At 43.9% G+C, this 13,768-nt stretch carries 11 protein-coding genes; 10 read left to right on the top strand and 1 reads right to left on the bottom strand.

Going from position 1 to position 13,768, the window contains the following annotated elements; all coding sequences use genetic code 11:
- The first annotated feature begins 142 nt into the window (after positions 1–142).
- The 10 genes from L4D09_RS23825 (at position 143) to L4D09_RS23780 (ending at position 12,578) form a co-directional block, all read left to right on the top strand.
- On the top strand, positions 143–1,363 hold the full coding sequence (locus tag L4D09_RS23825; RefSeq protein ID WP_428460033.1) for an extracellular solute-binding protein: 1,221 nt from the start codon (positions 143–145) through the stop codon (positions 1,361–1,363).
- 105 nt (positions 1,364–1,468) lie between these two features.
- Positions 1,469–2,335, top strand: coding sequence for a carbohydrate ABC transporter permease (locus L4D09_RS23820; protein WP_428460032.1), 867 nt, complete (start codon positions 1,469–1,471; stop codon positions 2,333–2,335).
- Positions 2,335–3,147, top strand: coding sequence for a carbohydrate ABC transporter permease (locus L4D09_RS23815; RefSeq protein ID WP_428460031.1), 813 nt, complete (start codon positions 2,335–2,337; stop codon positions 3,145–3,147). The genes L4D09_RS23820 and L4D09_RS23815 overlap by 1 nt, the downstream gene beginning before the upstream one ends.
- Positions 3,147–4,211 carry an ABC transporter ATP-binding protein gene (locus tag L4D09_RS23810; RefSeq protein ID WP_428460030.1) on the top strand — a complete coding sequence of 355 codons (1,065 nt, stop codon included), beginning with the start codon at positions 3,147–3,149 and terminating at the stop codon, positions 4,209–4,211. Before L4D09_RS23815 ends, L4D09_RS23810 begins: the two co-directional genes overlap by 1 nt.
- Positions 4,201–5,034 carry an MBL fold metallo-hydrolase gene (locus L4D09_RS23805; RefSeq protein WP_428460029.1) on the top strand — a complete coding sequence of 278 codons (834 nt, stop codon included), beginning with the start codon at positions 4,201–4,203 and terminating at the stop codon, positions 5,032–5,034. The genes L4D09_RS23810 and L4D09_RS23805 overlap by 11 nt, the downstream gene beginning before the upstream one ends.
- On the top strand, positions 5,024–5,770 hold the full coding sequence (locus L4D09_RS23800; protein WP_428460028.1) for an inositol monophosphatase family protein: 747 nt from the start codon (positions 5,024–5,026) through the stop codon (positions 5,768–5,770). Before L4D09_RS23805 ends, L4D09_RS23800 begins: the two co-directional genes overlap by 11 nt.
- A 1-nt stretch (position 5,771) precedes the next feature.
- Positions 5,772–6,773 carry a LacI family DNA-binding transcriptional regulator gene (locus L4D09_RS23795; RefSeq protein ID WP_428460027.1) on the top strand — a complete coding sequence of 334 codons (1,002 nt, stop codon included), beginning with the start codon at positions 5,772–5,774 and terminating at the stop codon, positions 6,771–6,773.
- A gap of 462 nt (positions 6,774–7,235) precedes the next feature.
- Positions 7,236–8,915: an RluA family pseudouridine synthase gene (locus L4D09_RS23790; RefSeq protein ID WP_428460026.1), complete on the top strand. Its 1,680-nt coding sequence runs from the start codon at positions 7,236–7,238 to the stop codon at positions 8,913–8,915.
- A gap of 397 nt (positions 8,916–9,312) precedes the next feature.
- The gene (locus L4D09_RS23785; protein WP_428460025.1) at positions 9,313–11,265 is read left to right on the top strand and encodes a DUF1800 family protein; all 1,953 of its coding nucleotides are present in this window, start codon (positions 9,313–9,315) and stop codon (positions 11,263–11,265) included.
- 2 nt (positions 11,266–11,267) lie between these two features.
- On the top strand, positions 11,268–12,578 hold the full coding sequence (locus tag L4D09_RS23780) for a DUF1501 domain-containing protein (protein ID WP_428460024.1): 1,311 nt from the start codon (positions 11,268–11,270) through the stop codon (positions 12,576–12,578).
- 65 nt (positions 12,579–12,643) lie between these two features.
- Here the strand turns inward: L4D09_RS23780 and L4D09_RS23775 are convergent.
- Positions 12,644–13,768 (bottom strand): YibE/F family protein (locus L4D09_RS23775; protein ID WP_428460023.1); only part of this gene is annotated, 1,125 nt, incomplete at its 5' end.

The raw sequence follows: 13,768 nt of genomic DNA, 5'->3' as shown, positions 1-13,768 counted from the left end.
AACTTGCTTATTCAACACTGACACCTCCCCCCATTATTATTAGTTTCACTTTCCTGTCACGTTAATTACATCTTTCGCATTTAGATTAATCACATCGAATTGAACGCGCGTGCAAATAAACTTACATACAAGGACTTTCGTCATGTTTAAACGAACACTCGTAGCGGCAGCACTTCTCAGTACATCAATGACATCAATAGCATCTGAATTGGTCATCGCAGGCCGCGATAGCAGCTACGGACAAGCACTTCAGCACATCGTTAATGAATATAAAAAAGTAAATACTGACGCTAATATTACGCTTGTTCAACGACCAAGCAGTGGCCTGTATGAAAGTATTGTGTTGTCTATGCGCGAGAAAACAGGCAACTACGATGTAGTTTTAATGGATGATACTTGGGCGCCTGAATTTCTAACTAATAATTGGCTAGCCCCTCTTTCTGAAGCAATTGAAGATCCTGATTTTGTAAAAGCCCCCTTTGATATCGGCCGTTACCCTGATGCAACAGGCAATGCCTATGCCATTCCGATGGTCGGTAACGTAGCGATGTTTGCTTGGAACAAAGCCGTATTTAGTCAACATGATTTGTCAAAACCACAAACATGGTCAGATGTACTAACCGCGGCTGCCAAGATTGATAAGAATACAAATAATAGCGGATTAGTTTTTCGTGGTGTGAAAGGCAACCCTATCGTCACAGGCTTCTTGCCTATTTTATGGGGTTATGGTGCTGATGTCGTTGATAGTGAAGGTAATGCAACGCTCAATACGCCAGAAGCGATACAAGCACTAGAAACCTTCTTAGCAATGAAGCAGTACGCACCTCGTGGTGTTGACGTTTACAACGCCGATGAAGTGCGTAATTCCCTGCAAAAAGGCACAGCTGCAATGGCGATTGAAGTGTGGCCAGCCTGGGTACCTAACTTGGATAACCCTGAGTTATCAACGGTAGTTGGTGATATGGAAATCATGGCGCCACCAGCAGAAGTCGGCTCACCGTCACCCATGCTAGGTATCTGGCAACTTGCCGTACCTGCAGACTCTACCAATAAGCAGGCAGCCGAGAACTTTATCGCCTTTGCCACCAGCCCGGCAATTCAAAAAACATTAGCCCTTGATTATGGTATGCCACCGACGCGTCAAAGTGTGTATCTCGATGATGCAGTAACCGCTAAATATCGTTGGTATCCACAACAGGTCGAAGCGCTAAAAACAGGCAAAGCTCGCCCTCGCATTCAAAATTGGGCAGAAGTCGAAAGTATCCTCGGTGACTTTTTACAAATGGCTATGATGGGCCAAATGACTGCGGAACAAGCGCTTAAACAGGCTCAGCGCCGTATTAGCCGCTCTATTAGGGTATAGGTAGCATCGTTCAGCTACTGAACTTGTAACTGTTCAATTATTCGCTATAAAAACGGGCTCTGGCAAACACCATGCTGTATGCCAGAGCCGATATCAGGTTTTATCATGCTATTTGAAAATCGTAAACAACTGGCGTTACTGCTATCACCAGCGTTGATTATTTTAAGCTTGTTGACACTCTACCCTATCGCTACCGTATTAATTAATGCATTCGGCGATGTTGATTATGTGAATAAACAATATCAATTTGTTGGTTTGGCCAATTTTATTGAATTATTCGATGACTTCTTTTTTATCAGTGCTATAAAAAACACCTTCGTTTTCACAGTTGTTGCCTCAACCGCTCAAGTATTATTAGGCTTATGGCTGGCGCTACTATTTAATCGTCAATTCCCTGGGCGCCGCTTTGCTTTACCCGTGATTATCTACCCAATGATGCTATCTACATTGGTTTGCTCCTCTATTTGGCGCTCTTGGTATCACTACGATTTTGGCTTACTGAATAGCGCCCTTGTAAAAATAGGCCTACCCGCTATGGAGTGGCTATTCGATCCGAACCTTGCTCTCTATGCTATTGCCTTAGTCGACACTTGGCAATGGACCCCTATGGCCTTTCTGATCATTCTTGCGGGTTTGCAGTCTATTCCTAAGGATATTCACGAAGCTGCAATGGTTGATGGTGCAAAAGGGTTTCGCTCTTTTGCTTACATCACATTTCCTTTAATCCAAAAACAACTGATGCTGGCTATGCTGCTCCGCTCTATTGATACCTTCAAACTATTCGATAAAGTCTATGTCATGACTGGTGGGGGGCCAGGTAATGCCACTGAGACTCTGTCGATGTTTGTTTATAAATATGGCTTTCGTTTTTTCGACTTGGGAATGGCCAGCGCTGCAGCTTTAGTCATGCTCATGATCTCTATTGCAATGACCATGTTCTACGCAAAAAAAGTTGTTGGGAGTAAAAAGTAATGCCTCGCTATCTACACCTTTTCCTCGTTTACTCCGCCGTTGGCCTGTTTATGTTGCCCATTATTTGGATGTTTGGAACAGCGTTTAAACCTGAAAATGAAATTCTAATGGCCAGCACTCAGTTATTTCCCAGCGAAATAAGTTTTGAATCCTTTTCGAATTTATGGGGAGGAAATGTCACAACTCTAGTCGCTAATACAGTCGTCATTGCACTATGTGCAACAGCAGTTTCTTTAACAATCGCCTTTTTCTCTGCTTATGGATTAGTACGTTATTCGTTTCCAGCAAAACTCGACAGCGTATTTTTATTATTGGTTCTGGTTATCAAAATGATGCCGCCGATTGTGGTCGCAATCCCATTGTATTCACTCATGAACCAAATCGGTCTTCTCAACAGTAAGCTGGGACTGATTTTGTCGTATCAAATCTATACATTGCCATTCTGTATTTGGATGTTGCTTGGTTTTATCCGTGATATTCCACTCGAAATAGAAGAAGCAGGGTCGATGGATGGTGCACACCTATTCAAGCGATTGGCCTATATCGTCTTTCCGCTATGTGCTCCCGGACTGGTCGCAACGGCAATATTTTCGATCATCTTAGGTTGGAACGAGTTTTTGTTCTCACTACTGTTTATCCACACACCTGATAAATTCACCATTCCTTTATTCATCTCAAATTTCATGACGGAAGATGGCACAGCATGGGGAGAGCTAATGTCGGTTGGCATTATTTCATCGCTACCAATGCTTGCTCTGGCAGGTTACATGCAAAAGTTTCTTCTACGTGGTTTCTCAATGGGGCTTAAATAATGACTAAGTTAACAATTAAAAATCTTTCAAAAGCCTACGGCGACCATGTTGTCATGCCTAATATAAACCTGACCATCAATGACGGTGAGTTTGTGGTATTTGTCGGCCCCTCTGGTTGTGGTAAATCAACACTGTTAAGAATGATTGCGGGCCTTGAATCGGTTACTAAAGGTGAAATTTCGCTGAACGACAGGCTGCTCAATCATGTTCACCCTTCGGAGCGTGAAGTCGCTATGGTTTTTCAATCTTATGCACTTTACCCACACATGACTGTGGGGAAAAACATGGCCTTTCCATTAAAAATGGCTGGAATGAGCAAAAGCATTATTGATGAAAAAGTCGCAGAAACCGCCAAGAACCTCCAGCTCGAACCTTACCTCGAGCGCTTACCGGGTGCATTATCCGGCGGACAGCGACAACGCGTTGCTATCGGGCGAGCCATTGTTCGCGATCCAGAACTCTTTTTGTTTGATGAACCCCTATCAAACCTTGATGCCAAGCTCCGGGGTGAAATGCGTATTTATCTAAAGCAACTCCACCAGCAGCTTAATTCAACAATGATTTATGTCACCCACGATCAAGTTGAAGCAATGACACTGGCTGATCGCATCGTTGTACTAAACCAAGGAAACATTGAGCAAATTGGTACGCCTGAAGAATTATACCAGCGGCCAAAAAATCGCTTCGTTGCTTCGTTCATTGGCACGCCAGTAATGAACTTCCTTAAAGGTAACAACCAAGACCAATTATTCCAAATCGGGCTATTTAACAGTGCCAATACTATTGCTTACAACGGGCCGATTACACTAGGAATCAGACCTAACCAAGTCGCAGTTGATCATGTTCATTTTGATGCAAAAATGTCCGTTGAAGTCATTGAGCCACTAGGTCATGCACGTCTGTATTATGGCAAGATTGCTGGACAGAAATTTACTATCGAGTCGCAAGAGATCTTTCAGGTTGGTGACGAGATCCCAATTAGCTTATCGCAATCCATTCAACATTGGTTTGATGCTAATGATCTTCGTATCGACAACGCAAGCGAGGCGTTAAATGCAGCTTAATATGCTTGGCTGTGGGGATGCCTACGACAGCGAAAACACCAATGCCTCAATGCTAGTAACTCAAGATAACTTCACCTTATTGATTGATTGTGGACCAACTGTTCCACAGGCTTTTTTTGCCGAGGTTTTAGCAGGAAGTACCGACAAAAACATTGATGAGACAGGGGCTAATAAGCCTTGCATGAATGAAGATACCATCGACGCGATTTATCTGACCCATGCCCACCCAGATCACTGCCTAGGGCTGACAACCCTCGTTAATTGGATGAATGCAAAGGGCAGAACGAAGCCACTTGCCATTATAGGTCAAGAAACACAGTGGCCCGTTTTTAAGTCATTATTACAGTTTGCCAGCTGGCCACAAACCAGCCTTAATTTTGAATGTGAATGGGTGGATTCACTCACAATTACTGATATTGGTCCATGGTCGGCACAAACAAGCCCTACTCTGCATGCTGTTAGCAATCTCAGCCTTTATCTTACTAATGATCGACATGCTTTCTTTTATTCGGGAGATGGACGGTTAACCTCGGAAGGTGAAGCGTTAGCGGTTCAAGCAGACATTGCTTTTCTTGAATGTGAATACCTACTTTCACATGAGAGCCACGGTGCTTGGCAAGATATTTGCCAACTCCCCTTCAGCACTGAGACGCATTGCTTCCTTTATCATATAGACCCGCAATGCCGCGCTGAACTTAAGCGTCAATGTGAATCAAAGCCAAATACTTCTGTCGCTCATGACGGTCTTCGCCTGTCATTAGCATCGGCATCAATGAGTACTAAAACATTACACAACCCAGAGGCCCAAACCAATGTTGCATGAGATTTTAAAAACATCGCTAGCTATCAGTGAACAAGCGGCCCATGTAGCCATAGCTGCGTTTGAACAACGAGATGAATACGAGAGAGAATCAAAAGGCTTACAAGACTGGGTAACAGAAGCTGACCGTAATGTTGAAGCCTTCATTAAACAATCACTCTCTGCAGCCTTTCCTTCTCACCACTTTCTCGGTGAAGAGTCTGGCGGGGAGCTAACCCCACCATGCTGGGTCATCGACCCAATTGATGGCACCACTAACTTTTTATATGGTATTGCCGATTTCGTTATCAGCATGGCTTTTGTGGATGAACAAGGTCCTGCCATTGGTATCATTTGTGCGCCAGCCCATCGTCGAACCATTTACGCTGTACGTGGTGAAGGTTGCTTTGAAAACGGTAAACGCCTCGAAGTGAAAGATAATGGTGATAGCGAGTTAGTCGTTGGACTGAATTTAAATTACCAAGCTGGCATACCAGAAGATTTCATTCTAAAAACACAACGTATGATAGACAACGGTCATCAAATTCGGATGTCTGGCTCTGCAGCTTGGTCACTGACTCAGGTTGCCTGCGGCGAGCTTGATGGGTGCTATGTTGGTGAAGTCAATGTATGGGATGCTATGGCGGCTCAAGTTATCTGCAACGAAACAGGCCTTGATACTGCCCCCTATTTCAAACACACAGGTCCAATCTATGCGTTTCCTCCTACGTCGCCTTTGAAAAAGTTACTGATTGATTAGTATGAAAAAAGTTACAGCGTCTGATGTTGCAAACCACCTTGGGATCTCTCGTTCTTCGGTATCGAGGGCCTTTACTGAAGGGGCTAGCATTGCTCCGAAACAAAAAACCCGCATACTTGATGCAGCAAAAGAGTTAGGTTATCAGCCCAATTTATTTGCCCGTACATTAAGTACACCGTCGAAGAAGGCCAAATCTCATCTTGTAGCGATATTGATAAGTGATTTTTCTAATCCTTATCAATCTTACTTATTTGAAGTGCTTTCAGCTGCACTGCAAAACAGCGGTAAAATGCCCGTGCTCGTCAACATTAATAACGAGACAGATCTTGATACCGCAATTTTAAGGCTATCTGGCTATCAAGTTGATGGTGTCATTGCCGTCGCTGGTTCGTTACCAACACAAAGCTTCGAGCAATGCCTTAAATTGAAATTACCCTTAGTAACATTGGGGCGCTCTGACCCACAGCATGTGATCCCATCCATTCAAACCGATAACCACCTTGCAGGAAAATTAGCGGCTAAGTACCTTTTATCAAAAGGGCTAACACAATTAGGCTATATTGCAGGCCGTGAAGACGGTGAAGCTTCTAATGCTCGCCATGATGGCTTTCGCGCTGAATTAGAGTCCGCAGGTATAAATGCTCATAATATCTTTATTGCTGGCCGCTATGGTTACAGTGCAGGGTTTGAGGTCGGGGTACGCCATAGCGAAGAGATACGACAATTACAGGGAGCGTTCTGTGCTTCGGATGCATTAGCTTTCGGGCTAATCGACAGCTGTAATCAAGTTAACGGTATCAATATACCTGGGCAGCTGCATGTTGTCGGTTGTGATGATGTGCCGATGGCATCGTGGCAAGGGTATCAACTAACCACTATTGCTCAACCCGTTCATACCATCGCAGAAAAAGCCCTTCAATATTTAGAAGCGTTATGGGCAAACGATACACAATCGCCATCACCGATACGCTTAGCACCTGAATTAATGATAAGGCGTACTTAATCTTAACCTTTTCAGCGAGCACTAAAGCTACGTTACGATATTATACCGACCCACACCACTTAATCACCACACAGTATTATCTACGTACTAATAAGCCTCGTATTCCTAACGGGGCTCAGACCAAGATACGAAGATAAAAGAAACACTCTTCTTGTTTTTTTCTAGGTAGGTATTGCCACTAATGGTTACGGTGATATCTTGATCTACCGCTTAGCCTATATGTTCTAAGCTGAAATGCTTATGCTCTCAGTGCTTATCTATTCATACTGATAGCATCCATTTTCCATCTATTTCATATTAATCCTCATTGTAAAACCCAAATACACGCACCATAGAATCAATACCTTACCAACTTAAAAGTATTGAGTAGTGACCTTACTGCGCTTAACAGTTAGAATTGCCCGCCTTAATGCCCATGAAGCGTTGTGCTCTTAGGGCTCAACGTTTTATATAGATCACCATATGCACAGCCCAGCCCATTGTTTTACACCGTTTAACACTTCTATTGATAAATACACATTGCCTGAGCGGTTCACCTACCCGTTTTACTATGAACCTCACCCACTTTGTCTGCTGGCCGCCGAAGAGCTACAACAGCATTTACACACGCAATCAGAATGGCAGCATAACTTCGGCTTAGACGGCGATATAGAAAATGCCATTGGTAAAATGTTTGGCGTACTACTAGTCGAAAACACTAAAGGCGAGCTAGGCTACATCTCTGCGTTTTCCGGTAAAATGGCCGATAGAAATCTGCTACCGCACTTTGTGCCCCCCGTTTTTGACATGTTGGCAGAAGACAGTTTCTTTTTAGCAGAACAAGCCGAAATTAATCAGATTAACGCTCAAATTGAAGCGCTGGAATCAAACCCTGCATTAACTCGTCTTCGTTTAACTTTGAAGCAAGAAAAACAATCAAGTGATGATGCACTGAAGCTACACCGCAGCAATATGGTTGAAGGTCGTAAGATCAGAAAAGCCAAGCGTACGGCTTCGGCTGAGCTACCCGAGGCCGAACGCCAAGCACTAAAACAGCAATTAAGCCAAGAAAGTGTGATTGAAAAACTACAACTTCGCGATTTAAAGCTGCATTGGGAAGCTCGTATCACAACAATTCAACTTGAACTCGATACGATTGTTGCGGAAATCACGCCGCTAAAAGCTGCTCGTAAAGCACAGTCTTCAGGGCTACAGCAAAAACTGTTTGATCAATACCGCTTTCTTAATGCCAACGGACAAGAAAAAAATCTGGGTGAATTGTTTGCCAATACTACCCAAGGTGTTCCACCAGCCGCAGCTGGAGAATGTGCAGCACCGAAATTGTTGCAATATGCGTACAAATGGGGACTGAAACCACTCGCACTTGCCGAATTTTGGTGGGGTTTACCGCCAAAGTCATCTATCAGGCAGCACAGAAACTTCTACCCTGCTTGCCAAGGCAAGTGCCAACCTATTTTAACCCATATGCTGGAAGGGCTAGAGGTGGATGAGAACCCACTACTGAAGAACCCTGCAGAAGGCAAAACCGTTGACATCATTTACCAAGATGATGATATGGCTGTCGTACATAAACCCGCAGAGTTCTTATCCGTTCCGGGCAAAACCATCGAAGACTCTGTTTACTTCCGCATGAAGCAGCTATTTCCCGATGCAACTGGCCCATTGATTGTGCATCGCTTAGATATGTCGACATCAGGCTTGATGGTGATAGCGATTAGCAAACGCGCGAACAAGAGTTTACAGAAGCAATTCATTCAACGCACAGTAGAAAAACGCTACGTCGCCTTAATTGATGGCTTACTAGAAAAAGATGAAGGTCGTATTTCACTGCCAATGCGTGGCGATCTTGACGATAGACCACGCCAACTAATTTGTTTTGAACACGGCAAGCCTGCAGAAACTACCTGGAAAGTGATTGAGCGTAAAGATAACCGTACCAAGGTGTACCTTTCTCCGAAAACAGGCCGAACTCACCAGCTAAGAGTTCACTGTGCACACCCTATGGGGTTACAGATGCCAATTATTGGTGATGATCTTTATGGAAAGAAAGAAAAACGTCTGCATTTGCATGCCGAAACCTTAATTCTGGATCATCCTATCACCCATGAAAGAATGACATTTCAGGTTAATGCCGAGTTTTAGTCATAAAGCGACAAATTATTGACTAAAACATTGAGGTTATATTATGGTCAGTACCCATTAAGGTACTGACCGCAATTATATTTCTCCCTTTAACCCTTGAAAGAGATAATATATCAACCTCTGTAAGTAGCTTAAATATGAAGCTGATATATTCCCAAAAGGGAAGTTACCCCTTCCGTTTCTCTCCTATTCTGAATAAAGCTCACAGATTACCAATAAAACACCTAGTAATAGGTTATCAATAACACCTCAAACTTAATTAAAAATAAATCTTTGCTAAGTTAATTAATAGTCCTATTTCGTTCAGGACTAATAGCTAGCAAACAAACATTGTAATTCCACCAAGGAAGAGCAATACAATAACATGTTGATTTAAAACAACTATGGAGTAAACACGATGTTTTTCAAAAATATTCGATTTTTGAGGAATGCTATCGGCTTTTTACTCTTTCAAATTATTGCATTAAATGCAAACGCTGTTGATTTGATTGACAATGGTAGCGTCACTCGGGCAATAAACTACAACTATTTCCCATACTCAGTTGATGTAAAAGTAATTAAAGATGGTAACACTATTGAAAAATTCGAATGCCAAATCGAAAAGAAAAGGCATAACCGAAAATCACAATGGCCATTTCATATTGCCCAATGCATTAATAACACAAGCGTAAATGTGCTTATCGGCCAGTTACAAGCTGATGATACAATCCTTCCGATAAAATCAACAACTGAAAATATATTTTGGAGTCCGGATAATACCTATAGCCTACAATTTGAACTTATTGATATAGCTCCTCCACTCGACTTTCAAAATGCCTCCCGGCTATTAGAGCGCGGGACATTTGGTCCAACCCAAACGGCTATCAATGAACTAACAGGAAAAACAGCCGAGCAGTGGGTTGATGAACAAATAGCCCTACCACCGTCTTATCATCTCGATGAGTATTTGCGTGTTCAAACTATCCGTGGCGAGATCGGTGGAGGCATTCAAGAACACCGTAATTATCGTGGTAATGCATGGTGGGGAATAGTCCTCAATAGCGATGACCAGTTGCGCCAACGAGTCGCTTTCGCACTAAGTCAATTGGTTGTTGTATCTCAAAACGATGCAGGACTATCAGGCGATGACCGCGCCAAAGGGTTGGCCATTTATTACGATATTCTGGTACAGCATGCGTTCGGAAACTATAAAGATTTAATGCGTGATGTCACCTACTCGCCCGCAATGGGGCGATTCTTAACAATGGCAGGCAATCTACCGCCAGATCCAGAGCAAAATCGTTACCCAGACGAAAACTATGCCCGTGAATTATTACAGTTATTTTCTTTAGGGGAATGGAAWACATCTTATAGAGGGCTCACCAAGAAGGATAAAGAAACTGGCGCCCCCATTCCAGCCTATACCGRGCAAGATGTTCAAGAGCTCGCAAGGCTATTTACTGGCTGGGATGAGGTTAACGGCTTATTAAGTCCGATGGAGGTCACGGCTGAAAATCACGACTCTGAACCCAAGCGCATTCTCGGCAAAAGTTTCCCCGGAAATGAAACAGCCGATGAAGAGCTTGAAAGGTTACTTAATATTTTGGTGACAAGACGTGAAACGGCAGTGTTCGTTAGTAAGCACCTGATCAAACAACTGGTGACATCTAACCCTGACAAAAATTATGTTGATCGTGTTGCTAGGGTCTTTAACAGTACCCAAGGTGATCTCGGTGCAGTAGTAAAAGCCATTCTCACCGATCCACAACCTTATGACTTCGACCCAATAACCGTATCTAAAGCTCGTGAGCCTATTCTCACTACCGCAGCTTTATACCGCGCGTTTAATGGTGAAATGGGTGATAATTACCCACACCACCGTGATACTTCACTCGGCTATGGGTACGACAGTCAATACTCCCCAGAGGGTCACCGTTTTTCACAAGGTCCACTAAGCGCACCTTCGGTGTTCAACTTCTTTCCCGCAAATTACACTCCTAGTGGCCCACTCGAAGATAACAACCTAATTAGCCCAGAGTTTGCGTTATATACCTCTGCTGAAATACCCAATTTATCTAACCTTATTTACCGCAAACTAAAAAGCGACACAACGCTTGATGGCGATGTAACTGGGCTTGCCGATAATCGGCTGATTCTGAATTACTCTGCATTTACCGGACTTTGGACAGCCGATGACAAACAGGGCTTTCTTGACCAACTCGCCAACACACTCTTTGATGGCGAGTTAACACCGCAATTAGAGCAGCGCTTAAGTGACATTTACGATGCAATGTCAAAAAGCAATCATAAAAACATGTACAAAGTTTTCTGGATGGCAGCTATGTCACCCGAATTTCAAATTCAGGAGTAATGATGATGAAATTATCGAGACGTCGATTTTTACAACACAGTGCCCTGATGACAGGGGCAAGTACGCTGCCAATGGCGTTTACGCTCAGTAATAAAGCCTATGCAGCAACAGACTATAAAGCGCTTGTTTGCGTATTCCTACGTGGTGGTAATGACTCTTTCAACATGGTGATGGCGGGTGATGATGATATGTACGGCAGGTATGCTGCCCGTCGCCCTAATATCGCAATAGACAAAGCCAACCTGCTGATGACAGGAAAAACAGATAACAATGGCGTACCAATTGGTCTACACCCCAATATGCCAGGACTACAATCGCTGTTCCAAGAAGGCATGGCTGCTGGGCTCATCAATATTGGCCCCCTTGTCGGCCCAGCTGGCAGCGGTGCTCCCAACCCAACTGGATTATTCAACCATTCCAAACAGCAATATGCGTGGGAGAGCGCTTGGCATAATAATGATTATGCAGCCTTTGGCTGGGGGGGCTTGTTGATGGATCTACTTGCTCAAGGTGGTGTGATCCCTGAATTGGTATCGCTTGGCGGTAATAGCTGGCTATCAGGGGTTAATGTCAGTGATCTACGAACCAATACGCAGGGTTCTGTTGCAGGAGTTAACGCTTTCAATGATTCTTCAACACTCGAAAGCGAATATACTGAGATGGTTAATGAAGTGTATCTATCGCCATTTCATCAGCAGTATCTCAAACAGCATGAGGACTTCCTCACCCCCTATAACAACTTCCGCTCACTGATTGAAGCAACACCGCTCGACCCTACCATCAGTCGTAACAGCTCACTTGGCGCGCAGCTATCGGCGGTTAAACGCATCATTGATGCATCAATAGCATCGGGCAGTGTTGGTCGTCAGGTGTTTATTGTTAACCAAGGCGGCTATGATACTCATTCCAACCAAGTACCACGGCATGAGTCTCTATATACTCAGCTCGATACGGCGTTAACCGAGTTTACTCGCGCCCTTGGTACCAACCAGCCCAATGTCACCGCTTTTACCATGTCAGATTTTGGTCGTACCATGTACAACAACAGTAACGACGGTACGGATCATGGCTGGGGAAGTAATCAACTCGTCGTGGGTGGTGGTGTACTGGGTGGCTGCTACGGCGCTTATCCCGACTTCAATGTTGGCAGTACTGACGATAATGGTAAAGGGAGACTCATTCCAACCTTAGCGCACGAACAAATGGCTGCTACATTAGCGACATGGTTTGGTGTCAGTAATACTGGGGTAGAAACGGTATTTCCTACGACATCTGCCAACTTTAGCACTATGAACCTAGGGTTTATGGGGTAAAGTTACACAACTAAGTTAATGAAAATAATAAAAGCGCGGTGTGTAAATCACACCGCGCTTCTCTTTTAATTAGCGTCTCTCTGGTAGATAACACTGGCAATAACCACAGTAAGAGGCACTGTCATGATCAATCCGATGCTGCCCGCAAGACCATGGATCATCGCCAGTGATAACGCGGGGATATTCATAAACTGCATCAACGGCATTTGAAAACCCCAGACCATCATGATGGTAGTGAGTGCACTGCCAACAAAAGCCAATACTAAGGTATTCGTCATTGTGCCTAAAATATCGCGCCCAATTCGAACCGTTGCCAGCAAGCGATCTTTCTCAGACTGCTCGGGTGATGCTTCACGTAGCTCATGGTAAGACGAGACCATTGAGATCGCGACATCCATAACTGCCCCCAAAGCCGATATCATAATGGCAACAAACAATAACCAGCGAACCTGTATCTGCCCTTGCCCGCCTAGATAAAGTAAGTCTTCACCTTTATCAAGGTATAAGCCATTTAACTGCGCCATTTCACCAAAGATTTGCGCCATCACGCCTGCAACAATAACCCCCGCAAGCGTTCCTAACATCGCAACCAATGATTTTTTGTTATAGCCCGCAACAAGCAAGAAGTTCACAATGATCTTAATTGCCATTAGCCCAATAGTCACCAACACTGGGTTCATTCCCGCAAACAATGCCGGTATCAGCACACCGACCAGCAATGCTCCGGTAAAGTACAGTGACACAACAGAGTTAATGCCTTGAATACCCGCGAGCAAAACCGTTAAAGCTACGATAATCCCTATCATCCAATACACAGCTGATGAACGGTCATGGTTAAATGGCCAGTAGATTGTACGACCCGCCTGCTCGCGGATCAGCATAATAAATCTATCACCTTCTTGGACATAGACATTATGTAACCGGCTTAACTGGTTCTCGACTTCAACTTGCTTTCCTTGTTCATCGCCATCGAGCAATTCGACCATTAACCGCTGGCGGCCTGTCTTAATTGAAGGTACTAAATGATCGGATTGAGTACTCTCAGTTAAAACCTCTAGAACTTCTGCTTTTACAAATACTTGGTTACTGTATGCCGCTGGGCGAAAAGTTTCACTAACTGAAGGCGAAAACCACAAAATAGCCGTTGAAATTAAAAAGATAACAACAGGGAAAATTAATCGTTTCAACAT

It is taken from the genome of Photobacterium makurazakiensis, assembly GCF_050336715.1.
Taxonomy (GTDB): Bacteria; Pseudomonadota; Gammaproteobacteria; order Enterobacterales; family Vibrionaceae; genus Photobacterium; species Photobacterium makurazakiensis.
Note: the sequence above shows the minus strand (reverse complement) of the source record. Positions and strands in the feature narration are given on the sequence as shown.